General features: G+C 70.5%; 23 protein-coding genes and 1 pseudogene. 7 read left to right on the top strand and 17 right to left on the bottom strand.

The annotated features are described in order from the left end of the window. Positions 1 to 721: 721 nt before the first annotated feature. On the bottom strand, positions 722 to 2,062 hold the full coding sequence (locus tag N8I87_RS30395) for a class I SAM-dependent RNA methyltransferase (protein ID WP_263213515.1): 1,341 nt from the start codon (positions 2,060 to 2,062) through the stop codon (positions 722 to 724). Between the two features lie 64 nt (positions 2,063 to 2,126). Next, on the bottom strand, positions 2,127 to 4,175 hold the full coding sequence (locus N8I87_RS30390; RefSeq protein ID WP_263213514.1) for an APC family permease: 2,049 nt from the start codon (positions 4,173 to 4,175) through the stop codon (positions 2,127 to 2,129). A gap of 182 nt (positions 4,176 to 4,357) precedes the next feature. Here N8I87_RS30390 and N8I87_RS30385 point away from each other — a divergent pair, with 182 nt between their 5' ends. The 3 genes from N8I87_RS30385 to N8I87_RS30375 all read left to right on the top strand — a co-directional run bounded on the left by N8I87_RS30385 (position 4,358) and on the right by N8I87_RS30375 (position 6,150). Beyond that, positions 4,358 to 4,498: a hypothetical protein gene (locus N8I87_RS30385; protein WP_263216992.1), complete on the top strand. Its 141-nt coding sequence runs from the start codon at positions 4,358 to 4,360 to the stop codon at positions 4,496 to 4,498. Positions 4,499 to 4,807: 309 nt separating this feature from the next. Next, entirely contained in the window at positions 4,808 to 5,479 is a 672-nt protein-coding gene (locus tag N8I87_RS30380; protein WP_189305041.1) for a potassium channel family protein, read from the top strand. Further along, positions 5,479 to 6,150: a potassium channel family protein gene (locus tag N8I87_RS30375; protein WP_263213512.1), complete on the top strand. Its 672-nt coding sequence runs from the start codon at positions 5,479 to 5,481 to the stop codon at positions 6,148 to 6,150. Before N8I87_RS30380 ends, N8I87_RS30375 begins: the two co-directional genes overlap by 1 nt. A gap of 116 nt (positions 6,151 to 6,266) precedes the next feature. Here N8I87_RS30375 and N8I87_RS30370 read toward each other — a convergent pair whose 3' ends face one another. The 9 genes from N8I87_RS30370 to N8I87_RS30330 all read right to left on the bottom strand — a co-directional run bounded on the left by N8I87_RS30370 (position 6,267) and on the right by N8I87_RS30330 (position 14,869). After that, positions 6,267 to 7,028 carry a DUF3159 domain-containing protein gene (locus N8I87_RS30370; RefSeq protein WP_263213510.1) on the bottom strand — a complete coding sequence of 254 codons (762 nt, stop codon included), beginning with the start codon at positions 7,026 to 7,028 and terminating at the stop codon, positions 6,267 to 6,269. A 3-nt stretch (positions 7,029 to 7,031) separates the two neighbouring features. After that, positions 7,032 to 7,430: an OB-fold nucleic acid binding domain-containing protein gene (locus tag N8I87_RS30365; RefSeq protein ID WP_263213508.1), complete on the bottom strand. Its 399-nt coding sequence runs from the start codon at positions 7,428 to 7,430 to the stop codon at positions 7,032 to 7,034. Positions 7,431 to 7,622: 192 nt separating this feature from the next. Next, the gene (locus tag N8I87_RS30360) at positions 7,623 to 8,309 is read right to left on the bottom strand and encodes a response regulator (protein ID WP_263213507.1); all 687 of its coding nucleotides are present in this window, start codon (positions 8,307 to 8,309) and stop codon (positions 7,623 to 7,625) included. Next, positions 8,306 to 10,849 carry a sensor histidine kinase gene (locus N8I87_RS30355; protein ID WP_263213505.1) on the bottom strand — a complete coding sequence of 848 codons (2,544 nt, stop codon included), beginning with the start codon at positions 10,847 to 10,849 and terminating at the stop codon, positions 8,306 to 8,308. Before N8I87_RS30355 ends, N8I87_RS30360 begins: the two co-directional genes overlap by 4 nt. A 131-nt stretch (positions 10,850 to 10,980) precedes the next feature. Further along, positions 10,981 to 11,115, bottom strand: coding sequence for a hypothetical protein (locus N8I87_RS30350; protein ID WP_263213503.1), 135 nt, complete (start codon positions 11,113 to 11,115; stop codon positions 10,981 to 10,983). A 75-nt stretch (positions 11,116 to 11,190) separates the two neighbouring features. Continuing rightward, on the bottom strand, positions 11,191 to 12,390 hold the full coding sequence (locus tag N8I87_RS30345) for an alginate lyase family protein (RefSeq protein WP_411577394.1): 1,200 nt from the start codon (positions 12,388 to 12,390) through the stop codon (positions 11,191 to 11,193). A 538-nt stretch (positions 12,391 to 12,928) separates the two neighbouring features. Beyond that, complete coding sequence (locus N8I87_RS30340) at positions 12,929 to 13,690, bottom strand: DUF3710 domain-containing protein (protein ID WP_263213502.1); 762 nt, start codon at positions 13,688 to 13,690, stop codon at positions 12,929 to 12,931. A gap of 1 nt (position 13,691) precedes the next feature. After that, positions 13,692 to 14,243 carry a dUTP diphosphatase gene (gene dut / locus N8I87_RS30335; protein ID WP_263213500.1) on the bottom strand — a complete coding sequence of 184 codons (552 nt, stop codon included), beginning with the start codon at positions 14,241 to 14,243 and terminating at the stop codon, positions 13,692 to 13,694. A gap of 41 nt (positions 14,244 to 14,284) precedes the next feature. Beyond that, the gene (locus N8I87_RS30330) at positions 14,285 to 14,869 is read right to left on the bottom strand and encodes a PaaI family thioesterase (protein ID WP_263213498.1); all 585 of its coding nucleotides are present in this window, start codon (positions 14,867 to 14,869) and stop codon (positions 14,285 to 14,287) included. Positions 14,870 to 14,927: 58 nt separating this feature from the next. Here N8I87_RS30330 and N8I87_RS30325 point away from each other — a divergent pair, with 58 nt between their 5' ends. After that, a complete protein-coding gene (locus tag N8I87_RS30325) occupies positions 14,928 to 15,395 on the top strand; it encodes a DUF3093 domain-containing protein (protein ID WP_263213496.1) in 468 nt (155 codons plus the stop codon). A gap of 86 nt (positions 15,396 to 15,481) precedes the next feature. Here N8I87_RS30325 and N8I87_RS30320 read toward each other — a convergent pair whose 3' ends face one another. The 4 genes from N8I87_RS30320 to N8I87_RS30305 all read right to left on the bottom strand — a co-directional run bounded on the left by N8I87_RS30320 (position 15,482) and on the right by N8I87_RS30305 (position 19,020). Beyond that, positions 15,482 to 16,402, bottom strand: a complete 921-nt coding sequence (locus N8I87_RS30320; RefSeq protein ID WP_263213494.1) for a hypothetical protein — start codon at positions 16,400 to 16,402, stop codon at positions 15,482 to 15,484. 13 nt (positions 16,403 to 16,415) lie between these two features. Continuing rightward, positions 16,416 to 16,712, bottom strand: a complete 297-nt coding sequence (locus N8I87_RS30315) for a DUF4193 domain-containing protein (protein ID WP_005481602.1) — start codon at positions 16,710 to 16,712, stop codon at positions 16,416 to 16,418. Positions 16,713 to 17,115: 403 nt separating this feature from the next. Further along, a complete protein-coding gene (locus N8I87_RS30310) occupies positions 17,116 to 18,360 on the bottom strand; it encodes a sensor histidine kinase (RefSeq protein WP_263213490.1) in 1,245 nt (414 codons plus the stop codon). 6 nt (positions 18,361 to 18,366) lie between these two features. Beyond that, entirely contained in the window at positions 18,367 to 19,020 is a 654-nt protein-coding gene (locus N8I87_RS30305; RefSeq protein ID WP_055494404.1) for a response regulator transcription factor, read from the bottom strand. 415 nt (positions 19,021 to 19,435) lie between these two features. On the opposite strand from N8I87_RS30305, the gene N8I87_RS30300 reads away from it, so the two are divergent. Next, positions 19,436 to 19,600, top strand: a complete 165-nt coding sequence (locus N8I87_RS30300) for a hypothetical protein (RefSeq protein ID WP_263213488.1) — start codon at positions 19,436 to 19,438, stop codon at positions 19,598 to 19,600. Between the two features lie 389 nt (positions 19,601 to 19,989). On the opposite strand, the pseudogene N8I87_RS30295 reads toward N8I87_RS30300, so the two are convergent. Together N8I87_RS30295 and N8I87_RS30290 are read right to left on the bottom strand one after the other, a co-directional pair. Continuing rightward, a pseudogene (locus tag N8I87_RS30295) lies at positions 19,990 to 20,806 on the bottom strand (inositol monophosphatase family protein). An 8-nt stretch (positions 20,807 to 20,814) separates the two neighbouring features. Continuing rightward, positions 20,815 to 21,942, bottom strand: coding sequence for a ferrochelatase (locus N8I87_RS30290; protein ID WP_263213486.1), 1,128 nt, complete (start codon positions 21,940 to 21,942; stop codon positions 20,815 to 20,817). Positions 21,943 to 22,072: 130 nt separating this feature from the next. On the opposite strand from N8I87_RS30290, the gene N8I87_RS30285 reads away from it, so the two are divergent. Both N8I87_RS30285 and N8I87_RS30280 read left to right on the top strand, forming a co-directional pair. After that, the gene (locus N8I87_RS30285) at positions 22,073 to 23,311 is read left to right on the top strand and encodes an MFS transporter (RefSeq protein ID WP_263213485.1); all 1,239 of its coding nucleotides are present in this window, start codon (positions 22,073 to 22,075) and stop codon (positions 23,309 to 23,311) included. Next, positions 23,271 to 24,599 (top strand): D-arabinono-1,4-lactone oxidase, encoded by a 1,329-nt coding sequence (locus N8I87_RS30280; RefSeq protein ID WP_263213484.1) that lies wholly within the window; start codon positions 23,271 to 23,273, stop codon positions 24,597 to 24,599. The genes N8I87_RS30285 and N8I87_RS30280 overlap by 41 nt, the downstream gene beginning before the upstream one ends. Positions 24,600 to 24,918: the final 319 nt, after the last annotated feature.

Below are 24,918 nucleotides of genomic sequence, written 5' to 3'. Positions count from 1 at the left end.
GCATAACGACCAGACCACGGCTCTCGGCACCCCGTGAGAAGCTCGGCAGAACGCTGCGGCCAGGGTTCCCGCCCCAGTGATCAATCTCGGGGTCGACCACGGTTGGCTGTCATTCCCATGCGGGAGTCTGGGGCTCCAGCGATCGAACACAACGACTTGCCACTGGAACGGGACGAACGTGGCCGCTGGGAAGCGGCCGCCCTGCTGGTGCGATGGCGGTGCGGCCACGGCATAGTCGGACCGCCAGACGAAGCCTCCACTGTTCGCTCGCCGTGCACTGATGACCAACACCGCACTCACCGGTGCGACCTGGGTTCGGGCACGATGACCGCCTCAGGGCGCCCGGCCCCGCCTGGTCGAGGGCGGCACGGCCGGCCATGAAGGCGCCGAGGGCGTGCCCTTGTCACCGAAGCGCCCTTGAGGCCCGCGGACGCGGTGAAGTCGATACGGGCGCCAGGCGCTGGCGGACCAGGGCGGCAGAAGATCACTCAATGCGTCCGACCGCAAGGTGACAGCCCATCAGCAGGAGCGTCATCTCAGCGTCGAGGCGACCTGCCGCCGTCGGCGCCAAAGGTGATCATTCACACGTCGCCCCGGCACGATGTTAAGAAACGCCAGGTCAGCGTCGTTCGTGAGGCATACGAAGCGCTTCACGTCATGCACTTCGGAAAACAGGTCGAGCAGAATCGGCCGCACCTGAGGAACCCAAGTAAGCCGCAGGTCAAAGACCCCTCTGGGCAGGCTCAAGAATCGCCACGCACTCCACGTGCGACGTCATCGGAAACAGATCGAACGCCCGCAGCGTCCGCACCCGGTACCCGCCCTGGCGGAAGTAGCCGAGGTCCCGGGCCAGGGCCGCCGGATCGCAGGCCACATACGCGATGCGGCGGGCGCCGAGTGAGGTCAGGTGGGTGACCGTCTGGCGGCCGGCCCCGGCGCGCGGGGGGTCGAGGACGATCAGGTCGACCTCGGTGATGCCGGTGCGGGGCAGGACGGACTCGACCTTGCCCTGTTCGATGCGGACCCGGGGGAAGTCGGCGAGATTGTGGCGGGCGTCCTCGACGGCGCGCTTGCCGGACTCGATGCCGAGGACCGCGCCCTTCTCGCCGAGGCGGTCCGCGAGGGCGCTGGCGAACAGGCCGACACCGCAGTAGAGGTCCAGGGCCATCTCGCCCTTGCGCGGGAGCAGACCCTGCATGACCGCCGTCACCAGGGTGTCCGCCGCCTTCGGGTGGACCTGCCAGAAGCCGCCGCTGCCGACGCGGTGGGTGCGGCCGTCGGCGCGTTCGCGGACGAAGGGGCGGCCGTGGACGCGGTGCACGCCGCCGTCCTTCTCGCCGATCCGCATGACCGAGACGGGCTTGTCGAGCTCGACGATCGGGAGGCGGGCGCCCGGCCGCGGCGTCAGGATCACCTGGCGGTCCTGCGAGCCCGTCGCCGCGATCGCCTCGATCGACTCCATGCCGGTCCAGTCGCGCTTCTCGATGCCCAGCTCGGTCACACCGGCCGCCGCGATCATGCAGTGGTCGATGCGCTCCACCTCGTGCGAGCGGTGGCGGCGCAGACCCGCGTGGCCTTCGGCGTCGACGGCGTACTGGACACGGGTGCGCCACTGGGGCACCTCGCCCGCCGGCAGCTTGTCGCCCTCGGCGGGCATCACCGTGCCGTCCCAGCCCGCCTCCTCGGGCGTGAGGCCCGCGAGCCGCCGCAGCTGCTCGGCGATGACCTCGCCCTTGAGGCGGCGCTGGGCGCCGGGCTTGGCGTGCTGCCAGTCGCAGCCGCCGCAGCGCCCGGGGCCGGCGTAGGGGCAGGGGGCCTCGATACGGTCCTTCGAGGCATCCAGCACCTCGACCGCGTCCGCCCGCAGATACCGGGCGCCCTCCTCGCCCTCCGTCACCCGGGCCACGACCCGCTCGCCCGGCAGCGCGTGCCGGACGAACAGCACCTGGCCCTCGGACGTACGGGCGATGCAGTGGCCGCCGTGGGCGACGGCGCCGACCTCGACCTCGTACTCCGCCCCCACGAGCGATGCCACCTGCGACTTCTTCGGTTCTGCCTGCATGGTGGGGTGACTCCAGATCGGGGGCGTACAACAGCCCACCAGTCTACGTCGTCACCCGCACCACTCAGTTCCCGGCGGTCGGCTCCTTCGGCCGCTGCTGGGCGGGACCGCGGCGCACCGCACCCGGCGCGTTCCACTCCTGGCGCTTACGGGCCCGGATCTTGGCGGCCTCGGAGGACTCCAGCTGGTACGGCACCGAGGTGACCATGACGCCCGGGGTGAACAGGAGACGGCCCTTGAGCCGCAGGGCGCTCTGGTTGTGCAGCAGATGCTCGTACCAGTGGCCGACCACGTACTCCGGGATGATCACCGAGACCGCGTCGCGCGGGGACTCCGCGCGCAGGCCCTTGACGTACTCGATGATCGGGCGCGTGATCTCGCGGTACGGCGAGTCGAGCACCTTCAGGGGCACGTCGATGCCGCGCCGCTCCCACTCCTCGCGCAGCGCCTTCGTCTCCGCCGGGTCGACGTTGACGGTGAGCGCCTCCAGAGTGTCGGAGCGCATCAGCTTGGCGTAGGCCAGGGCGCGCAGGGTGGGGCGGTGGATCTTGGAGATGAGGACGACGGAGTGGACGCGGGAGGGCCGCACGCTGTCGTCGCTCGGGCCCTCGGGGGCGGCGATCTCATCGGACACACGGTCGTAGTGGCGGCGGATCGCGGTCATCGTCGCGTAGAAGATGACCATGCCCAGCAGGGCCACCCAGGCGCCGTGCGTGAACTTGGTGACGAGGACGACGACCAGGACCAGGCCGGTGAAGAAGGCACCGAAGGTGTTGATCGCGCGGGAGCGGACCATGTGGCGGCGCTTCGCCTGGTCCTTCTCGACGGCGAGGTGGCGGTTCCAGTGCCGGACCATGCCCGTCTGGCTGAGGGTGAAGGACACGAACACGCCGACGATGTACAGCTGGATCAGCCGGGTCGAGTCGGCGCCGTAGATCACGACCAGCAGGGCCGCCGCGCCCGCGAGCAGCACGATGCCGTTGGAGAAGGCGAGGCGGTCGCCTCGGGTGTGCAGCTGGCGCGGGAGGTAGCGGTCCTGGGCGAGGATCGAGCCGAGGAGCGGGAAGCCGTTGTACGCGGTGTTCGCCGCCAGGAACAGCACCAGGGCGGTGGCGGCCGCGAGCAGGATGAACAGGAAGCTGCCCTTGCCGAACACGGCCTCGGCGACCTGGGAGATCACCGGGTTCTGGACATAGCCGGAACCGATCGGGACGCCGTTGTGGATCAGGTCGCCGGCCGGGTTCTCGGCCATGCGGACCTTGGTCGACATGGCGAGGGCGATGATGCCGCAGAACATGGTCACGGCCAGCAGGCCCATCATCGCGAGCGTGGTCGCCGCGTTCTTGGACTTGGGCTTGCGGAAGGCGGGAACGCCGTTGGAGATCGCCTCGACGCCGGTGAGCGCGGCACAGCCGGAGGAGAAGGCGCGCAGCAGCAGGAAGACGAGGGCGAAGCCCGCCAGGCCCTGGTGCTCCGCCTTGATGTGGTAGTCGGCGGTCGGCGCGCGCATGGTGTCGCCGAGCACCAGGCCGCGGAACGCGCCCCACGCGATCATGATGAAGACGCCGCCGACGAACACATACGTCGGGATCGCGAAGAGCTTGCCCGACTCCTTCACACCGCGCAGGTTCATCAGCGTCAGCAGCACGATCACCGCGCACGCGCAGAGTACCTTGTGCTGGACGACGAAGGGCACCGCGGAGCCCAGGTTCTCGATGCCGGAGGCGATGGAGACGGCGACGGTGAGGACGTAGTCGACGAGCAGCGCGCTGGCGACGGTGAGGCCCGCCTTGGGCCCGAGGTTGGTCGTGGCCACCTCGTAGTCGCCGCCGCCGCTCGGGTAGGCGTGGACGTTCTGCCGGTACGAGGCGACCACGGTGAACATCAGCACGACGACCGCGACCGCGATCCAGGGGCTGAAGTGGTACGCCGACACGCCCGCGATGGACAGGACCAGCAGCACCTCTCCCGGGGCGTAGGCCACGGAGGACAGCGGGTCGGAGGCGAAGACGGGGAGTGCGATGCGCTTGGGCAGGAGCGTTTCGCCCAGCCGGTCGCTGCGCAGAGCGCGCCCGATCAGGATCCGTTTGGGCACGTCGGTCAGTTTGGACACGACAGAGAATGCTAAGCCTTCGAACTGGCTGTCGCCCACCCGCGTCCACCGATCTGCCTCAGCGCGTCCACCGATCTGCCTCAAGAGTGAAAACAGCCACGACTGGAACTGCGGATTCCATGGCCGGGGCGATCACCGTGTCTAGATGACAGACGCCGCCTGTCGCCGACCCCGGAGGTCCCATGCCCACGATCGCAGAGCTCATCGGTGCCGCGTCCGCCGTCGTCGGCCTCGGAATCCTCACCCTGTGCAGCGTGCGCAGCATCACTCGGCGCCGGGCGGTCCGGCGGCCGTCCGGGTGTCCGGCCGAGTCCCGCTTCTGAACCCGGGTCCGGACCCGGACCCGGACCCGGCTCCGCGCGCCGGGCGGTCGGCCGGGCCCTCACCCGCGCGGTCCAGGCTCCCTGGAGGCACCGGCCGGGCTGTCGGTCCGTGCCGTTACGGTGGACTTGGGCACACACGGGCAGCGATCCGTACCCGCGGGGGATCACTGAGGCGATTCCCCGGCATGATGTTGCCCGGTGGACCGCGAAACAGGTCCCCCGACCCGTTGCCCCGGCGAGCCGAGAGAAGGATATGAGCACTGCGTTCACGCAAGTCAGCGGCCTACCGAGGAGTGCGGGGTAAAGACCGTGCACATCGTCATCATGGGCTGCGGAAGAGTGGGCTCCGCTCTTGCCCAGACCCTGGAACAACAGGGCCACACGGTCGCCGTGATCGACCAGGACCCCACGGCCTTCCGTCGGCTGGGCCCGGGATTCGGCGGGCGCCGGGTCACCGGCGTCGGCTTCGACCAGGACACCCTGCGCGAGGCCGGCATCGAGGAGGCGGGCGCCTTCGCCGCCGTCTCCAGCGGCGACAACTCGAACATCATCTCCGCGCGCGTGGCCCGCGAGATGTTCGGTGTGGAGAACGTCGCGGCCCGTATCTACGACCCCCGCCGCGCGGAGGTCTACCAGCGCCTGGGCATCCCCACCGTGGCGACGGTCCGCTGGACCGCCGACCAGATGCTGCGCAGGCTGCTGCCCTCCGGGGCGGAGCCGCTGTGGCGCGACCCCACCGGCGGCGTCCAGCTCGCCGAGGTGCACGCCTCCGCGAAGTGGGTCGGCCACAAGATCAGCAAGCTGCAGGAGGAGACGGGCGTCCGCGTGGCGTTCCTGACCCGCCTCGGCGAGGCCATCCTGCCCACCTCGCAGACGGTGCTGCAGGAGGGCGACCTCGTGCACGTGATGATGCGGACGGACGACGTCGAGAAGGTCGAGGCGGCGTTCGCCGGGGGCCCCGAAGAGGAGGGCGGTCACTGATGAGGGTCGCCATTGCCGGTGCCGGCGCGGTCGGCCGTTCGATCGCCGGCGAACTGCTGGAGAACGGCCACGAGGTCCTGCTCATCGACAAGGCGCCGACCGCCATCTCGGTCGAGCGCGTCCCGCAGGCGGAGTGGCTGCTGGCCGACGCCTGTGAGATCACGTCCCTGGACGAGGCGGCGCTCCAGCGCTGCAACGTGGTGATCGCCGCGACCGGCGACGACAAGGTCAACCTGGTCGTCTCCCTGCTCGCGAAGACGGAGTACGGCGTCCCGCGTGTCGTGGCCCGGGTGAACAACCCCAAGAACGAGTGGCTGTTCAACGAGTCCTGGGGTGTCGATGTCGCCGTCTCCACGCCGCGTCTGATGTCCGCCCTGGTCGAGGAGGCGGTGAGCGTCGGCGATCTGGTCCGCCTGCTGCGCTTCAGCCACGGCGACGCCAACCTCGTGGAGCTGACCCTGCCGGAGGAGTCGGCCCTGGCCGGCACCCAGGTCGGCGACGTCGAGTGGCCCGAGGACACCTCGCTGGTCACGATCATCCGCGGCACCCGCGTCCTCACCCCTTCCAGGGACGACTCCCTGGAAGCGGGCGACGAACTCCTCTTCGTGGCCGCACAGGCCCGGGAGGAGCAGTTGGAGGACCTGCTGTCGGTCCGGCGGGAGAACGGCTGACAACGGCTGGGGTTCGAGGGGTACCACGACGGGGGCGCCCGGAGATCGATCTCCGGGCGCCCCCGTCGTCGTATGCGAAGTACGTGAACTCCGTGGGGTGGGCGAACTGTGCGGAACTACCCGTCCCGGCGGTGTCGTCCGCCCGTCGTCTCGCCCCGCTCCGCCGTCAGTGCCGCCCTGCGCTCCTCCTCGGCCTTCTCCTCCGCCTCCATCTCCGCGAAGACATCGATCGGCGCGGGCGCCTTCGCCAGGAAGACCCAGGTCAGCCAGACGGCGAGCAGGAAGGGCGGGATCTTGAGGGCGACCAGGACCCAGCCGAGCTGAGCGGTGTTCGCCCACCAGTAGAGCGGGAAGAGGATCGCGCACTTGGCGAGCAGGATCAGGCCCCAGGCCCAACTCGCCTTGGCGTAGGCCTTCTTGCGGCCGGGGTTGCGGGTGCGCCAGGAGAGGTTCTCCTTGAAGACCGGGCCGAGGATCAGCCCGATCAGGGGAACGCCCGCGAGGGTCGTGATGATGTACGCCAGCGCCAGGCCCAGCGTGTAGAGCATGCCGGGGAGGTAGAAGTCCTTGGCGTTGCCGGTGAACATCGCGAAGACCACACCGAAGGCGACGCCGAAGACACCGCTGAAGGCGTGCTTGACGGTGTCCTTCATCGCCAGCCGGACCACGACCAGGACGAGCGACACGGCCAGCGCGGCGATCGCGGACCAGTGCAGATCCTTGTTGATCGTGAAGATCGTGACGAAGAGAAGGCCGGGCAGGACCGTCTCGACCATGCCCCGGACACCGCCGAACGCCTCGAACAGCGCGGCCTCGGTGACCGCCCGGGCCTCGTCCTGCTGAGTGGTGTCTTCGGTCGGCTTGTCGAGTGACGTCACGGGCTACTCCCGTCCGAGGGGTCTCAGTTCGTACTTGGGGTTGAACAACACGCGGCGGCCCCGGCTCATCGAGATCCGGCCCGACGCGATCAGCTTGCGCCCCGGTTCTATCCCCACGATGGAGCGCCTGCCGAGCCACACCACGTCCAGGGCGGCGGAGCCGTCGAACAGCTCGGCCTCCAGGGCCGGCACTCCGGCGCGCGGCCGCAGGGTGACCGTGCGCAAGGTACCAGTAACCGTGACGATCTGCCGGTCGTGGCAATCGCCGATCCGGATACAGCCCGCGATGTCGGCGTCCTCCCGCAGCTCCTCGGACTCCAGGTCCTCCTGGGACGAGGAAAGCCGGTCGAGCATGCGCCGGAACCGGCCCACCGGCTTTTCGGAACGAGGAACAGCACTCATATCTGAAGCGTACCGGTGAGCACTGACGGCCACGCACCCGCGGCCCCGCGCCCCGGACCCGCGCCGCCCCGGCTCAACCGATACTCCCCGGCCGCCCCGCGGCTCACCTCTCGAACCGATACCCCATCCCCGGCACCGTGACGCTGCATTCCCCCGGGGCACAACCCCCGGGACCCCCGGCCGCCCCGCAGCTCACCTTTCAAACCGATACCCCATCCCCGGCTCCGTGATGAAGTGCTTGGGGTGCGAGGGGTCCGCCTCCAGCTTGCGGCGCAGCTGGGCCATGTACACGCGCAGATAGTTGGACTCGGTCCCGTACGACGGCCCCCACACCTCCTGCAGCAGCTGCTTCTGGCTGACCAGGCGGCCGGTGTTGTGCACCAGCACCTCCAGGAGATGCCACTCGGTCGGAGTCAGCCGTACGTCCTTCCCGGCCCGGTTGACCTTCTTCGCGACCAGGTCGACCGTGAACCCCTCGGTCTCCACCAGCACGTCGTCCTCACCGCCCCCGGCGACCGGTTCGGCCCGGCGCACGGCGGCCCGCAGCCGGGCCAGCAGTTCGTCCATACCGAAGGGCTTGGTCACGTAGTCGTCGGCACCGGCGTCGAGCGCCTCGACCTTCTCGTCCGAGGTGTGCCGGGCCGACAGGACCAGGATCGGCACCCGGGTCCAGCCGCGCAGGCCCCTGATCACCTCGACGCCGTCCATGTCGGGCAGGCCCAGGTCCAGGACCACCGCGTCGGGGTGGCGGGAGGCGGCGAGTTCGAGGGCGGTGCGGCCGTCGGCGGCCGCGTCCACCTCGTACTGGCGTGCCTTGAGGTTGATCACGAGGGCGCGCACGATCTGCGGCTCGTCGTCGACCACGAGCACCCGGGTCATGTGACCTGCCTTTCCGGTGGTACGGGAGTGAGCTGTCCGGTACGGGATCCGGCCGCACGCAGGCTCAGGACCATGGTGAGACCGCCGCCGGGCGTGTCCTCGGCGTCGAGGGTGCCGCCCATGGCCTCGGCGAAGCCGCGCGCGACCGCCAGGCCGAGGCCGACCCCGGCCCCGCGCGGGGCGTCGCCGTAGCGCTGGAAGGGTTCGAAGATGCGCTCCTTGGCCGAGTCCGGGACGCCGGGCCCCCGGTCCACGACGCGCACCTCGACCCGGTCGGCGATGGCGCTGCCGGAGACGAGCACGGGCCGGTCCGGCGGGCTGTACTTGACGGCGTTCTCCACCAGGTTGGCCACCGCGCGCTCGAGGAGCCCGGCGTCGACGGCGACCATCGCCAGGCTCTCGGGGATGTCCAGGTCCACGCTGCCCTCCGGTACGCCGCCCAGCGCCATCGGCACGACCTCGTCGAGGTCTATCTCGCGGATGATCGGGGTGACCGTCCCGGTCTGCAGCCGGGACATGTCGAGCAGGTTGCCCACCAGGTGGTCGAGCCGGTCGGCGCCCTCCTCGATGCCCTCCAGGAGCTCCGCCTGGTCCTCCTCGGACCAGGCCACGTCGTCGGAGCGCAGCGAGGAGACGGCCGCCTTGATACCGGCCAGGGGCGTACGGAGGTCGTGGCTGACGGCGGCCAGCAGTGCCGTGCGGATGCGGTTGCCCTCGGCCAGCGTGCGGGCCCGGTCGGCCTCCTCCTGGAGGCGCCTGCGGTCCAGCGCGACGGCGGCCTGCGCGGCGAAGGCGGCCAGCACCCTGCGGTCCTCGGCGGGCAGCACCCGGCCGGTCAGCGCGAGTGCCAGGTGGTCCCCGACCGGCATGTCGACGTCGGCGTCCTCCGGCCGCTCCAACGTGGGCCCGAATCCGGCGCGGCCGGCGCAGGTCCAGGGCTCGGTCTCGCCGGCCCGCTCCAGCAGGGCCGCCGACTCCATCCCGAAGGTCTCCCGGACCCGCTCCAGCAGTTCCTCCAAGCTGGTCTCGCCGCGCAGCACATTGCCGGCCAGGAAGGAGAGGATCTCCGACTCGGCGCGCAGCCGGGCCGCCTGATGGGTACGCCGGGCCGCGAGGTCGACCACCGACGCGACGGACACCGCGACCCCGAAGAAGATCACTATGGCGACGATGTTCTTCGGGTCGGCGATCGTCAGCCGGTGCAGCGGCGGTGTGTAGAAGTAGTTCAGCAGCAGTGATCCGAAGGCCGCCGAGGCCAGGGCCGGCAGGAGCCCGCCGAGCAGGGCCGCCGCGACCGTGAGGGTCAAGAACAGGAGCATGTCGTTGGCGAGGCCGAGGTTGACGGTGGTCAGCAGCACCGCCATGACGGCGGGGCCCGCCAGTCCCACGGCCCAGCCCCAGATGATCCGGGCGCGCCCGAGCCGTGCGCCCCGGGCCACGGGCAGTCCGCGGCCCTTGGCCACCTCTCCGTGGGTGACGATGTGGACGTCGAGGTCGGGTCCGGACTCGCGGGCGACCGTGGCGCCGACGCCGGGCCCGAAGACGTACTGCCAGGCCTTGCGGCGCGAGGAGCCGAGAACTATCTGGGTGGCGTTGACCCCGCGCGCGAAGTCGAGCAGGGCGGTGGGTATGTCGTCGCCGACGACGTGGTGGAAAGTGCCACCGAGGTCCTCGACGAGGGTGCGCTGGACGGCAAGTTCCTTCGGGGAGGCCGAGGTCAGGCCGTCGCTGCGGGCTATGTAGACGGCGAGCACCTCGCCGCCGGCGCCCTTCTCGGCGAGGCGGGCGGCCCGGCGGATCAGCGTGCGCCCCTCGGGGCCTCCGGTCAGGCCGACGACGATCCGCTCCCGGGAGCCCCAGATCGCCGAGACCTGGTGCTCGCTGCGGTACTGCTTGAGGTACTCGTCGACCCGGTCGGCCACCCACAGCAGCGCCAGCTCGCGCAGCGCGGTCAGGTTGCCCGGCCGGAAGTAGTTGGACAGGGCCGCGTCGACCTTGTCGGGCTGGTAGATGTTGCCGTGCGCCATCCGCCGGCGCAGCGCCTGCGGCGACATGTCGACAAGTTCGATCTGGTCCGTCCGCCGTACGACCTCGTCCGGCACGGTCTCCCGCTGCGGTACACCCGTGATCGACTCGACGACATCACCGAGCGACTCCAGGTGCTGGATGTTGACGGTCGAGATCACGTCGATGCCGGCGGCGAGCAGTTCCTCGACGTCCTGCCAGCGCTTGGCGTTGCGCGAGCCCGGGACGTTGGTGTGGGCGAGTTCGTCCACCAGGGCGACGGCGGGCGCGCGGCGCAGGACGGCGTCGACGTCCATCTCGGTGAAGACGGCGCCGCGGTACTCCAGCTCCCTGCGCGGGATCTGCTCCAGGCCGTGCAGCATCACCTCGGTGCGCGGCCGACCGTAGTGCTCCACGAAGGCCACCACACAGTCGGTGCCCCGCTCGACACGCCGGTGCGCCTCGGACAGCATCGCGTAGGTCTTGCCCACGCCCGGTGCCGCGCCGAGGTAGATCCGAAGCTTGCCGCGTGCCATGGCCCCATTGTCTTCCGGTTACTGCCGCATACGCAGCGTCGACCTTACGGCCAACAATCCCGGCCAATGGGGCACGGGGCCCGGCAGCGGGCATCTTTGACGCAACCCTGACGGGCTGCCCTGATGCGCGCTCAGTGCTCGACGATCTCCCCATCGCCCGGTTCCAGCGCCCGGTCGGCGCTGCTGCCGGCCGCCGGACAGCTCGCCGGGCCGCTGGGCAGGACGTTCTCGACGCGCACGATGGTCTTGGTGACCACCTGACTCATGTCGCCTCCCCCGTGGACGGGCGCCGGTATCACCGCCGGACGCCCGGCCGTTCAACGGGTTCGCCGGAGGGGCTGTCAGCCGGGGTTGTCTCCGTGGGTGAGGGTCTCCCAGGCAACGAAGAGGTTGTTGCTGCCCGCCGGGCGGTTGTTGAGGGTCAGCGCCTGGGTGTCGGTCATGGCGATGCCTAGACGGTTGTGCAGGGCGTTGTAGCCGACCTCGGTGACCGGCCCGAGCCCGAGCTTGAGCGACCCGCCGCACAGCCAGCTGGGGGCGGCCGTGCCCAGCTGGTACTTGGACTGGAACCCGAGCGCCTGCCGCAGCCGCTCGCCGACGTCGGTGCCGTACAGGTCCTGGCCCTGGATCCGGCTGGTCTCGGCGATGTGCGAGATCGCGGAGATGCCGTAGCCGGTGTGCACGAAGTCCCGGCAGGTCTCCTGGGTGAGCCCGGTGACGAAGGTGGACTGGCCCTGCCAGTAGGCGACGATCTTGGCGGTGGTGTCGAGGTGCTGGCTGGGCACGGTCTTCGGCACGGAGCCGTCGGAGGACAGATAGACGTAGGCGGCCGCGCGGGTGCGGAACTTGGCCATGGCCATGTCGTACGACGTCTTGTCGTCCAGGAAGACGGAGATGCCGACGGCGGCCTCCATCATCGACAGCTCCCAGTTGCCGTTGGAGTTGGAGCCCTTGATGAGGACCGGGAGGTAGACGTTGCGGAGCATGGTCGCGAAGCGGCCCTGGTTGGCCCAGCCGCCCGTGTAGGTGTACTTGATGATCTCGGCGGCCTTGGGCCAGGAGGAGCCCGCCCAGCCGGTCTGCAGGGGCGCGTTGCTGTTGGTGTGACGGGTGATCGTGCCCGACCAGGCGTCCATGATCTGGATGGCCTTCTGGGCGTAGCGGGCGTCCCGGGTGATGTACCAGGCGAGGGCGTCGGTGTACGCGGCGACCGCGTCCTCGCGCTCGTCGGTACAGCCGTGGTCGGGGTTGGAGTAGGAGCCGCACTCCACGGTGGCGCGGGGTTTCGGGGTGCGGTTCAGGTCGGCGTACTTGCTGGCCAGCATCCGGTCGTAAGCGCCCTTCCAGGGCTGGGCACCGGCCAGGACCTTGTCGCGGGCGAAGTCCAACTGACCCTTGGAGACGGTGACTCCGGGATGGACGAAGGTGCTGGGGGCGGTAGGGGCGGAGCGGGCGGCGGGTGCCATTAAGCCGCCCAGCAGCAGGGAGGCCACAACTGCGGGCAGTGCGGTTCGACGCACGGGGACTCCGTTCTCATACATGAACATGGGGCGCCTTCATGAACACAGGCGCTGGCCGGAGACCGTAGGTACAGACCATTCACCCGTCAAGGGGTCACGCATACGAAAGGACCGCACCCGACATCGGAATACGGCCCTGAATGCCTCAGCCGAGCCCGGCACCCAGGTCCAGTCGCCCGCGGGACGGGCCCAGCAGCGTCAGGGCCCCCGCCCGAGCACAGCCGACGCGAAGAGCTCGGGGGAGCGCGCAGGGCGTCGCGGGGCAGACGGGAGCCTGGCGACGGCAGGCGAAAGGGCCGCACCCGACTCGGGGTACGGCCCCTGAACCGCCAAGCCGAGCGCAGCGCCTAGCAGACCTCGGTGATCTCCGGGCCGCGCTGCAGCCGACCCATGTCACGCGGGCACGGCCCTGAACCGCTCAGCCGCGCGCAGCGCCCACGTCCTGGCGTCTGACTCACGTCGTCGACCGCCGGGTCGACGGGAGTTTGACGACGGCACGCCAAAGGGCCGCACCCGGCACCGGGGTACGGCCCCTGAACCGCCAAGCCGAGCGCAGCGCCTAGCGGACCTCGGTGATCTCCGGGCCGCGCTGGAGCTGGCCCATGCCGCCGGAGAAGCGTGAGGACTCCTCCTGCTGGACACCCTCGGGGACCATCTGGGCGTCGTTCGGCAGCTTGAGGACGATCGGGTCGCGGGGCGCCATCGGCCCCTCGCCGCGGACCACGACCGTGTCCCGGAAGATCTGCTCGAGCAGACCGGCCGCCTGCGGCTGCACCGCGCCCTGGCCGGAGATCACACCGCGCAGGAACCAGCGCGGGCCGTCCACACCCACGAACCGCACGACCTGGAAGCCACCCGTGCCGTCGGGCAGCTGCACCGGCACCTGGGCGCGCAGCTCCCAGCCCAGCGGACCCTCGACCTCGTCCACGATGCCGCCCTGCTGGGTGATGCCGGTCGCGATCTCCTCGCGCACCTCGCCCCAGATGCCCTCGCGCTTGGGCGCGGCGAAGGCCTGCAGCTGGACCGCGCTGTCGCGCAGCACGACCGTCGCCGCGACGATCGCGTCGCCCGCGACCTCGACCCGCAGCTCCATGCCCTCGACGCCGGGCACGAGCAGACCGCCGAGGTCCACCCGCCCCTCGCCCGGGTCACGCACCTCGGAGTCGTCCCACGGCCCGTCGGGCCGGGGCTTCGGCTCCAGGCGTACGCGCTCGCGCTCGCCCTCTTCCTCGTCCGCCTCGGTGTCGACGTTGTCGACGACCTGCTCGGCCTCGCCGGCCGCGTCCTCGGCGGCACCCTTCTTGTTGCGACGTCCGAACACGTCACTGTCCTTCCCGGTCGGATACGGCCGAAGCGTATCGATTCCCACCCGTCTGACCGCCTTCGACGGTCTGACCGTTTGTGCCGCTCACGTCGCCCACCGCGGCATGACCGCCGGTGGACCCGAAGCCCCCCTCGGCCCGTGCAGAACCGGGAAGCTCCGCGACCTCCTGGAAGCGGACCCTCTCGACCTGCTGGACGACCAGTTGGGCAATCCGGTCGAAGCGCTCGAACCGCACGGACTCGCGCGGGTCGAGATTCACCACGATCACCTTGATCTCCCCACGGTACCCGGCATCCACCGTCCCCGGGGCATTCACGAGGGCGACACCGCAGCGGGCCGCGAGACCGGATCGGGGGTGCACGAACGCCGCGTACCCCTCCGGGAGGGCGACAGACACTCCCGTGGGCAGGACGGCCCGCTCCCCCGGCTTCAAGTCGCAGCCCTGAGTCGTCCGCAGGTCGGCTCCCGCGTCACCGGGGTGCTCGTACACCGGAAGCGGTACGTCGGGGGCGACGCGGCGGATCAGCACGCTCAGGGGTTCACGGCTCACGGATTCACGGCTCACGGATTCACGGCTCACGGATTCACGGCTCACGGGTTCACCTCGAAGGCACGAGCGCGCCGGATCTGGTCCGGGTCGCTCATGGCCGCCTGGATCTCCTCCTCGCGGCCGTTCTTGACGAAGTGATCGACGTCGACCTCGATGAAGAGGGCGTCGGCGCGGACGGCGACGGGCCCGTCCGGGCCGCCGATCCGGCCGGTGCCCGTGGAGTAGATCTTCCGCCCGGCGACGGCGGTCACCTCGGCCTCCAGATGCAGCGTCGTCCCCACCGGCACGGGCCGCACGAAGTCCGTCTCCAGCCGACCGGTGACGGCGATGGTCCGCAGCAGCCAGTTGAGCGAACCGAGGGTCTCGTCGAGGGCGGTGGCCAGCACCCCGCCGTGCGCGAGGCCGGGCGCGCCCTGGTGGGCGGGCTGCACCGTGAACTCGGCCGTGAGGGACACGCCCTCGCCGGCCCGCGCCTCCAGATGCAGTCCGTGCGACTGCCCGTGGCCACAGCCGAAACACTGTTCGTAATGCGCGCCGAGCGGCTCACCGGGCGCGGGGGCATCGGGGTGCCGCACCGGCTTCACGGCATCGGCGGGAGGCTTGAGACCTGCGGAACTACCACTCACAGGCGCAGACCTTACCCGCGCGTCGGCGGTACCCGGACACCGTGCCAAGCTTGGCTCCATGCAGCTCTCCGCCAGCCCCTACGAAGAACGCCTCACCGCCCCCCGCTCCTGGTGGCTGATCAGCTTCCTGGTCGGGGTCTCGTTCGCCCTGATCCTGCTCCCGTTCGGCCCGTTGCCGGCACTGGGCGGCCTGGCGGGCGGCACGGCGGCGGCCGCGGTGGTCGCCAGCTCGTACGGCTCGCTCCGTATCCGTGTCGTGGGCGACTCCCTGATCGCCGGCGAGGCCAAGATCCCGGTGTCGGCCCTGGGCAAGTCGGAGATCCTGGACCCGGAGGAGGCCCGTGCCTGGCGCACGTACAAGGCCGACACCCGCGCCTTCCTCCTCCTGCGCGCCTACATCCCCGGGGCCCTGCGGGTCGAGGTCACCGACCCGGACGACCCGACGCCGTACCTGTACCTGTCCACACGGGAGCCGGAGCGCCTGGCGGCGGCCATCGAGGCGGCACGCGGGGAAACGACGGCGTAGGCCTCCCACGGAGGCGTGTGGCAGGAGGTGGCGGGGCGGGGCGCACAACGGTGGGACTGGGCGCCCGGCACGGCGGGACAGGGCGCTCAGCGCCCCAGTTCCTTGGTGATGTCCCCCATCGTCAGCGGATGCTCAGGCGCCTCCAGCGGGGGCAGTTCGGCCAGGGCCTCCCACGGGACCTGGACCTTGCGCAGGTCCGCACGGATCCGTGCCGCGAGTCTCCTGGTGTCCCTACGGTTCATGACCGCACCGACCGCCGCGCCGACCATGAACGGCATCAGATTGGGCAGGTCGCGCACCATCCGCTTCATGATCTGCTGACGCAGCTCACGCTTCATCTGGCCGCCGAGGGCGCGGTCGTACGTCGACGGCCTCAGCATCTGGATCCCGCGCTCCCCCGACCAGGAGGACAGATACGCGGTACTGCGGTCCTTGAGGCTGCCCGGCGGCCGTACGCCGTAGACCTCGTGCAGCTCGGCGATGAGCTTCAGCTCGATCGCCGCGACCCCGGTGATCTCCGCGGCCAGCTCGGTCGGCATGGCGGGCGGCACCGGAAGCATCGCCGCGGCCCCGATCCCGGCCCCGACGGTCGAGGTCCCGTAGGCCGCGCCCGCCACGAGCCTGTCCGCCAGTTCCTCGGGTCCGAGGCCCGGGAACTGTCTGCGCAGCGTGGCGAGGTCACGTACGGGAATCCGCGGGGCGATCTCGATGATCCGGTCCGCGAGGTACCCAAGGCCCGCCTTGGCGCGGCTGCCGCCCTTACGGGCGCCTTCCCGGGCCATCTCCCAGGCCTTGTCCCGGATGACCGCGACCCGCCGCCTCGCGACGGGCGCGGGCACCTCGGCCGACGCCGGGAGGTCACCCCGGTCGGCCACCGGTTCGAGCGAGGCTCCCTTGCCGGATGAGCCCCGCTCGTCGTCACGCGCACCGATCGGGCCGTCGGACGGCCCCTGGTCCGCTCCCGTCGGACGGAAGCGGCGCTTCCTGGGAGGGGTCGAGCCAGTCACGGCCGACCCGTCCTCAGTCGCAGTCGCGGCAGATCGGCTGACCGTTCTTCTCCCTGGCCAGCTGGCTGCGGTGATGCACCAGGAAACAGCTCATGCAGGTGAACTCGTCCTGCTGCTTCGGCAGCACCCGGACGGCCAGCTCCTCGTTCGAGAGGTCGGCGCCGGGCAGCTCAAGACCTTCGGCGGCCTCGAACTCGTCGACGTCCACCGCGGAGGTCGACTTGTCGTTCCTCCTGGCCTTCAGCTCTTCGAGACTGTCCGAGTCGACGTCGTCGTCGGTCTTGCGTGGAGTGTCGTAATCGGTTGCCATGTCGCTCTCCCCCTCTGGGTGTCTGCGGTGTCTCCAGCGCACGTAACGCGTGAGAGGCCGGACTTGTGCCCGACCCGAGGCGGAGATTTTGCCTCACATCAAGGTCTGTTACTCAATCGACACCCAACCGGACTCCTCAAGAGTGATCGGCTTGGATGGCGATGGGGACCGTACACGGTCCTGATGCCGCACCTCAAAGGCGTCTCACCGTGTACTTCCCGTGATCAAGACCCCTGAAAACCCGGATTTTCCCGGCTTTCTGCCCACAGTCATGATCACGGAGAGTAGATGGCCTGAAAACCGCTCATGTGATCGATCACACACGGGGAAGCCCGTCCCGTCTCGCGAGAATTCCGCGCAAAGCGAACACCCCCGCGTGTGTCGAGATGCGACAAGTTGTGGATCACACCGGCAAAGTGACCCGCATCACGAGCCCGCCCCCCTCGCGCGGCTGCGCCGCGATGTGGCCGCCGTGGGCGCGCGCCACGGACCGCGCGATCGACAGGCCGAGGCCGACACCCTTGTCGCTGCCCGTACGCTCCGTACGGAGCCGTCTGAAGGGCTCGAAGAGGTTGTCGATCTCGTACGCCGGCACGACCGGCCCGGTGTTCGACACCGTCAGCACCGCCTGCTCGTGCTGGATCTCGGTGGTGACCTCCACCCAGCCGTCCTCGGGGACGTTGTAGCGCACCGCGTTCTGCACCAGGTTCAGGGCGATCCGCTCCAGCAGGACTCCGTTGCCCTGGACGACCGCGGGCTTGCGCTCGCCCTCGATCCGCACGCCCTTGGCCTCCGCCTCGGCATGCACTTGGTCGACGGCCTGCGAGGCGACCTCGGCGAGGTCGACGGGCTTGCGCTCGATGATCTGGTTGTCGCTGCGGGCGAGCAGCAGCAGACCCTCCACGAGCTGCTCGCTGCGCTCGTTGGTCGCCAGCAGCGTCTTCCCGAGCTGCTGCAGCTCCACGGGCGCGTTCGGGTCGGACAGGTGCACTTCCAGGAGCGTGCGGTTGATCGCGAGCGGGGTCCGCAGCTCGTGCGAGGCGTTCCCGACGAAGCGCTGCTGGGCGGTGAAGGCGCGCTGCAGCCGCTCCAGCATGTCGTCGAAGGTGTCCGCGAGCTCCTTCAGCTCGTCGTCCGGGCCGTCCAGCTCGATCCTGCGGGACAGGTCCGAGCCGGCCACCGCGCGGGCGGTGCGGGTGATCCGGCCGAGCGGGGAGAGCACCCGGCCGGCCATCGCATAGCCGAACGCGAAGGCGATGATGGCGAGGCCCAGCAGGGCCAGCAGGGAGCGGCTGAGCAGGTTGTCCAGGGCCGCCTGGCGCTGGTCTTCGGCGCATCGGCTGATCGCGCCGTTGAAGTCCGCCAGCTGCAGGGTGTTGGTGATCGCGGGACAGTTGTCGCTGGAGACCTGCAGCTTCTGGAAGCTGACGATCTTGAACAGAGGCGCGTTCCCGGTGGTGATGGCCTGCGCGGCCAGCAGATAGATGATCGACAGCAGCAGGATGCCGGCGATCAGGAACATGCCGCCGTACAGCAGCGTGAGCCGTATGCGGATGGTCGGGCGCAGCCAGGGGAACGGGGGCTGCGGCCGCCGGGGGTCCCAGGTGGGTTTCGGTGGCGCCTGCGGGGGCGCGGGTGCGGCTGCCATGGCGGATCAGATCCGGTAGCCGGAGCCGGGGACGGTCACGATGACGGGCGGCTCACCCAGCTTGCGGCGCAGAGTCATGACCGTCACACGCACCACGTTGGTGAACGGGTCGGTGTTCTCGTCCCAGGCCTTCTCCAGGAGCTGCTCCGCGGAGACGACCGCGCCCTCGCTGCGCATCAGCACCTCCAGGACCGCGAACTCCTTGGGCGCCAGCTGGACCTCCTTGCCCTCGCGGAAGACCTCGCGGCGGTTGGGGTCGAGCTTGATGCCGGCACGCTCCAGGACGGGCGGCAGCGGGACGCTGGTGCGCCGGCCGAGCGCACGCACGCGCGCGATGAGCTCGCTGAACGCGAAGGGCTTGGGCAGATAGTCGTCGGCGCCGATCTCCAGGCCCTCGACGCGGTCGCTGACGTCGCCGGACGCGGTCAGCATGAGCACGCGCGTGGGCATGCCGAGCTCCACGATCTTGCGGCAGACGTCGTCACCGTGCACGAGGGGGAGGTCGCGGTCGAGGACGACCACGTCGTAGTCGTTGACGCCGATGCGCTCCAGGGCGGCCGCACCGTCGTACACGACGTCGACGGCCATGGCCTCCCGGCGCAGTCCGGTGGCCACCGCATCGGCGAGCAGTTGCTCGTCCTCGACGACGAGTACGCGCACGTCGCTTGTCCTTCCTGTGTCCACCCGCGTAGCGCTCCGTGAGCGCACGCGGGCAGGGGGCTTCGTGGGGTGTGACTCCATCCTGCCCTTTTCGGCCATAAGTCGGCTGTAAGACGGGGGCGCCGGCCGGAGGGATCGGGCCGGGCGGACGGGAATGCGAGATTTTCTCCTCCGGTTGAGGTTTCCGCGGAAGGGAGTGGGGGGAGGACGGCTTTACACCCCACGATCACGCTCTGCATGTGCCGCAACACCATGCGGTACATCGCGATCCGCTTTTCCGTGGAGCGGGCGTGGGTGTCCGGCACCGTCGCCGCCCAGCAGGGCAGCGCTGGGCACCCGCAGGAGACGTGATCGTCCCTTCCGAACGGCACACCCCCGTGCCACCGACCCACGACCCAGGACGAGGGGGCGCAGCATGGACGCATTCACCGCAGGACTTCTGCAGCGCATAAAGGCGACCGAGTCCGACCTCACGCGGGCTCGTGACGAGGGCGACGACTTCCTCGTCGAGGTGGAGCAGGCAGAGCTCGACGACCTGCACCGCCTCGCCGCCGAACACGGTGTGGAGGTCAGCGCCTAGCGTCTGATCGCGCGTATGCACGACAACGGGACCCCCGGCGAATCCAGCGCCGGGGGTCTCCTTTTTTGGCTCGTCCGCCTGCGGGGGCGCCAAAGCCGGTGACGAGAGGGCGATCGTGCTCAGCCCTTCGGGTCTCCGCGCTCCCCCAAGCTCTCAACTTCGTTCGAGCAGGGGACCCCATGCCCTCTCGACACCGGCGCGCCCCCTACGGCTCTCTCGCGGCCGACGCGTTGGGGCAGTGGGCGTTGGTGGGCCCGTGCCGTGGGCTGCCGTGGGCAGCCATGGGCCCTCCGTCGCCGGGGCCCCACCGGGAGCCGCCACAGTGGGCCCTCGCCCTGCGTGCCCCGTCGGCGAACGGGCCGTCCGACCCAGTCGGGTGAGCGGGCGGCTCAGTCGTGCCAGGCGCCGAAGTCCTCCAGGAGGCGCTGGAGGGGTTCGAAGACGCCGGGTGTGCCCGCGACCGTCAGATCGCGTGCGGGGCGCTCTCCGGGGCGTCCGCCCGTCAGCGCGCCCGCCTCCCGGGCGATCAGGTCGCCCGCGGCGAAGTCCCAGGCGTTCAGCCCGCGCTCGTAGTAGCCGTCGAGGCGGCCCGCGGCCACGTCGCACAGGTCGACCGCGGCCGAGCCGCTGCGCCGGATGTCGCGCAGCAGCGGGATCAGCCTCGCGGCGACCTCGGCCTGGTGGGCGCGGACCTCGGAGACGTAGTTGAAGCCGGTGGACACCAGGGCCTGCTCCAGGGGCGGCGCGGGGCGGCAGGACAGGCCGCGCTCGCCGTCCCAGGTGCCGGTGGCCCAGGCGCCGGCGCCGCGCACCGCGTGGTACGTCTCGCCGCGCATCGGGGCGGCGACGACCCCGACGACGGTCTCCCCGTCCTGCTCCGCCGCGATCGAGACCGCCCAGGTGGGCAGACCGTAGAGGTAGTTGACCGTGCCGTCGAGCGGGTCGATCACCCAGCGGATGCCGCTCGTGCCCTCGATGGAGGCGCCCTCCTCGCCGAGGAAGCCGTCGTCGGGGCGGTGGTCGGCGATCAGGTCGGTGATCAGCTTCTCCGCCGCGATGTCCATCTCGGTGACGATGTCGATCGGGCTGGACTTGGTGGCGGCGACCGCGAGGTCGGCCGGGCGGCCGTCCCGCAGCAGCGCGCCGCGCGGCGGCGGCGGCCTCCTGCGCCAGCCGCAGCAGGTCGGAATGCGGGGCGTCGGTCACGGGGCTCCTCATGCGTAGGGGCTGTCGGCGCCCGCGGCGGCGGGGCGGGGGGTGCGGGCCGGGCAGCAGCCGACCGGGCAGAGGTTGTGGCTCGCGCCGAGCGTACCCAGGGCGCACGGCGTGACCTCCTGCCCCTTCTCCGCGGCGGCGCGCTCCAGGATCAGCTCGCGGACGGCCGCGGCGAACCGCGGGTCGGCGCCGACGGTGGCCGAGCGGCGCACCGGCAGGCCCAGTTCGTCGGCCTTGGCCTTCGCCTCGGTGTCGAGGTCGTACACGACCTCCATGTGGTCGGAGACGAAGCCGATGGGGGCCATGACGACGGCCGGCACCCCGGCTCCGTGCAGCTCCTCCAGGTGGTCACAGATGTCGGGCTCGAGCCACGGGATGTGCGGGGCGCCGGAGCGGGACTGGTAGACGAGCCGCCAGGGGTGGTCGACGCCGGTGTGCTCGCGGACGGCCTCGGCGATCAGCTCTGCCACGTCCAGGTGCTGTTCGACGTACGCGCCGCCCTCGCCGTGGTCCTCGACCCGGCCGGAGGTGTCCGCGGCGGAGGTGGGGATCGAGTGGGTCGTGAACGCGATGTGGGCACCGTCCCGGACGTCGTCGGGAAGGTCGGCGAGGGACTCGAGCACCCCGTCGATCATGGGCTGCACGAAGCCCGGGTGGTTGAAGTAGTGCCGCAGCTTGTCGACCTCGGGCAGCTCCAGGCCCTCGGACTCCAGCACGGCCAGCGAGTCGGCGAGGTTCTCGCGGTACTGGCGGCAGCCCGAGTAGGAGGCGTAGGCGCTGGTGGCCAGGACCAGGATGCGGCGGCGGCCGTCGGCGGCCGTCTCGCGCAGGGTGTCCGTCAGATAGGGGGCCCAGTTGCGGTTGCCCCAGTAGACGGGCAGGTCCAGGCCGTGCTCCGCGAAGTCCTTGCGGAGGGCGTCCAGCAGGGCGCGGTTCTGGTCGTTGATGGGGCTGGCCCCGCCGAACAGGAAGTAGTGCTGCCCGACTTCCTTGAGGCGTTCCTTGGGGATGCCGCGCCCGCGCGTCACGTTCTCCAGGAACGGGACCACGTCGTCCGGGCCTTCCGGGCCGCCGAAGGAGAGCAGGAGCAGGGCGTCGTAGGGGGTGGCATCGAGCGCGTCTGGCATGGATCCGATCCTGCCACCCGGCACTGACAGGCGGGAAACAGCGGGGTGACGAGTGCGGTTCGGGGCGGTGCGTCAGGCTCGCCTGACCCGTAAGCTGTAACGACTCTCTTCACACCTTACGGAGCCCCGCGTGCCCAGCCCTTATCGCGCTCTGTTCGACGCTCCAGGCACCAAGGCCTTCTCCGCCGCGGGCTTCGTCGGCAGGATGCCGCTGTCGATGATGGGCATCGGCGTGGTCACGATGATCTCCCAGCTCACCGGGCGGTACGGGCTCGCGGGGGCGCTGTCGGCCACCATCGCGCTGGCCGCGGCGGCGGTCGGGCCGCAGGTCTCGCGGCTGGTGGACCGGTACGGGCAGCGCCGGGTGCTGCGCCCGGCGACGCTGGTCGCGCTCGCGGCGGCGGCCGGGCTGCTGGTCGCCGCGCACTACGGGTGGCCGGACCGGGTGTTGTTCGTCTGTGCCGCGGGGATCGGCTCCGTGCCGAGCCTGGGCGCGATGATCCGGTCCCGCTGGGCGGCCCTGTACCGGGGCACCCCGAAGCTGCACACCGCCTACTCGTTCGAGTCCGTGGTGGACGAGGTCTGCTTCGTCTTCGGACCGATCGTCTCCATCGGACTGTCCACGGCCTGGTTCCCGGAGGCGGGGCCGCTGCTGGCCGGCTGTTTCCTGGCCGCCGGTGTCTTCTGGCTGACGGCCCAGCGCGCCACCGAACCGGAGCCGCACCCGCGCGAGCACCACGGCGGGGGTTCGGCGCTGAGCTCCGCGGGGCTCCAGGTGCTGGTGGCCACTTTCGTGGCCACGGGGGCGATCTTCGGGGCGGTCGACGTGGTCACCGTGGCCTTCGCCGACGAGCACGGCCACAAGGCCGCCGCGAGCGTCGTCCTGGCGCTGTACGCGGCGGGTTCCTGCCTGGCCGGGGCCGTGTTCGGGCTGCTGCGCTTCGCGGGGGCGCCCGAACGCCGGTGGCTGCTGGGCATATGCGCGATGGCCGTGAGTATGATCCCCCTCCTACTGGTCGGAAACTTGCCGCTTCTGGCCGTGGCGCTGTTCGTTGCGGGCCTGTCCATCGCGCCGACGATGATCACGGCGATGTCCCTCATCGAAGAGCACGTACCTCGCGCGAAGCTCACCGAGGGGATGACCTGGGTGAGCACCGGCCTCGCGGTCGGGGTCGCCGTCGGTTCCTCCGTGGCCGGCTGGGTGATCGACGCGTTCGGCGCACGCGCCGGGTACGGGGTTCCGGCCGTGTCCGGAGCCGTCGCGGTCGCGGTCGGTTTCCTCGGGTACCGCCGGCTCAGCAGGCCGGCCGCGGGTCGGGGAGGCACCGTTGAGCACCGCAGCGAGCGGGAAGAACGGCACGTGGCGTAACTGGGGCGGCAATGTCGCCGCCCGTCCGGCCAGAGAGGTGACGCCCGCCTCCGTGGAGGAGCTGGCCGCGGCCGTGCGCCGGGCCGCCGAGGACGGCCTGAAGGTGAAGGCCGTCGGCACCGGGCACTCCTTCACCTCCATCGCGGCCACCGACGGCGTGTTGATCCGCCCTCAACTGTTGACCGGCATCCGCACCATCGACCGTGAGGCCATGACCGTCACGGTCGGGGCCGGCACCCCGCTCAAGAGACTCAACATGGCTCTGGCGCGCGAGGGTCTGTCGCTCACCAACATGGGCGACATCATGGAGCAGACCGTCTCCGGGGCCACCAGTACCGGCACCCACGGAACCGGCCGCGACTCCGCCTCCATCGCCGCCCAGATCAAGGGCCTGGAGCTGGTCACGGCCGACGGCTCGGTGCTCAGTTGCTCGGAGAAGGGGACCGAAGAAGAACGCGCCGTTTTCGCGGCCGCCCGAATAGGCCTGGGCGCCCTGGGCATCGTCACCGCGATCACCTTCGCCGTGGAGCCGCTCTTCCTGCTGACGGCCCGCGAGGAACCGATGTCCTTCGACCGGGTGCTCGCCGAGTTCGACGAACTCTGGGCCGAGAACGAGCACTTCGAGTTCTACTGGTTTCCGCACACCGACAACACCAACACGAAGCGCAACAACCGCAGCGCGGGCCCGGAGAAGCCGGTGGGGCAGCTGGCCGGGTGGTTCGAGGACGAGTTCCTCTCCAATGGCGTGTTCCAGGTGGCCCAGTGGGTCGGCCGGGCGGCGCCCGCCGCGATCCCGACGATCGCCCAGGTCTCCAGCAAGGCCCTGTCCGCACGCACCTACACGGACATCCCGTACAAAGTCTACACATCGCCGCGCCGGGTGCGGTTCGTGGAGATGGAGTTCGCCGTCCCGCGCGAGGCGGTGGTGGACGCGCTGCGGGAACTCAGGGCGATGGTCGACCGTTCACCCCTCAGGATCAGCTTCCCGGTGGAGGTCCGCACCGCGCCCGCCGACGACATCACCCTGTCCACCGCCTCCGGCCGGGACAGCGCCTACATCGCCGTCCACATGTTCAAGGGCACGCCCTATCAGGCGTACTTCACCGCCGCCGAGCGCATCTTCACCGCGCACGAGGGCCGGCCGCACTGGGGCAAGGTGCACACCCGGGACGCCGAGTACTTCGCCGAGGTCTACCCGCGCTTCGGCGAGTTCACCGCCCTCAGGGAGCGGCTCGACCCGGAACGACTGTTCCAGAACGACTACTTGCGGCGGGTTTTGGGAGCGTAGGGAGGCTTACGAGGGCATACGCCCGGAACCATTGATTCCGCTTGCGGTAATTGTGTGGAACATGTCCCGTTCATGATCGGGAAAATCCGCTTGCGCACGACCAAGTCCCGTCCCTTGCCAGAAGTTGGGCGGCGCGCCAATCCACGCACGTGGCCCGAATGGAGTACTGTTGCGAGCCTTGGGCCGGGCCTCCCGTCAGGGTGTCCGCGGCCCTGCAGGACCGCCGGGAGGGGGCTAGTTGCACAGGGTGACGGAGTTGGTCACTTAGCGTTGCGAATAGGTAACCGTGCCATAACGGCGGTCCAGGGCCCGTGCCCGA

This window comes from Streptomyces sp. HUAS 15-9 (assembly GCF_025642155.1).
In the GTDB taxonomy this organism is placed as follows: domain Bacteria; phylum Actinomycetota; class Actinomycetes; order Streptomycetales; family Streptomycetaceae; genus Streptomyces.
The sequence above is the reverse complement of the archived record's forward strand: the minus strand, read 5'-3'. Positions and strand labels throughout refer to the sequence as shown.

Bases quoted from the DNA above. Each gene is read 5' to 3' on its own strand.
- N8I87_RS30325 (WP_263213496.1), top strand. From the start codon at position 14,928: ATGCAGCTCTCCGCCAGCCCCTACGAAGAACGCCTCACCGCCCCCCGC.
- N8I87_RS30310 (WP_263213490.1), bottom strand. From the start codon at position 18,360: ATGGCAGCCGCACCCGCGCCCCCGCAGGCGCCACCGAAACCCACCTGG.
- N8I87_RS30350 (WP_263213503.1), bottom strand. From the start codon at position 11,115: ATGAGTCAGGTGGTCACCAAGACCATCGTGCGCGTCGAGAACGTCCTG.
- N8I87_RS30365 (WP_263213508.1), bottom strand. From the start codon at position 7,430: ATGAGTGCTGTTCCTCGTTCCGAAAAGCCGGTGGGCCGGTTCCGGCGC.
- N8I87_RS30360 (WP_263213507.1), bottom strand. From the start codon at position 8,309: ATGACCCGGGTGCTCGTGGTCGACGACGAGCCGCAGATCGTGCGCGCC.
- N8I87_RS30355 (WP_263213505.1), bottom strand. From the start codon at position 10,849: ATGGCACGCGGCAAGCTTCGGATCTACCTCGGCGCGGCACCGGGCGTG.
- N8I87_RS30385 (WP_263216992.1), top strand. From the start codon at position 4,358: ATGCCCACGATCGCAGAGCTCATCGGTGCCGCGTCCGCCGTCGTCGGC.
- N8I87_RS30395 (WP_263213515.1), bottom strand. From the start codon at position 2,062: ATGCAGGCAGAACCGAAGAAGTCGCAGGTGGCATCGCTCGTGGGGGCG.
- N8I87_RS30300 (WP_263213488.1), top strand. From the start codon at position 19,436: ATGGACGCATTCACCGCAGGACTTCTGCAGCGCATAAAGGCGACCGAG.
- N8I87_RS30345 (WP_411577394.1), bottom strand. From the start codon at position 12,390: ATGTATGAGAACGGAGTCCCCGTGCGTCGAACCGCACTGCCCGCAGTT.
- N8I87_RS30375 (WP_263213512.1), top strand. From the start codon at position 5,479: ATGAGGGTCGCCATTGCCGGTGCCGGCGCGGTCGGCCGTTCGATCGCC.
- N8I87_RS30315 (WP_005481602.1), bottom strand. From the start codon at position 16,712: ATGGCAACCGATTACGACACTCCACGCAAGACCGACGACGACGTCGAC.
- N8I87_RS30290 (WP_263213486.1), bottom strand. From the start codon at position 21,942: ATGCCAGACGCGCTCGATGCCACCCCCTACGACGCCCTGCTCCTGCTC.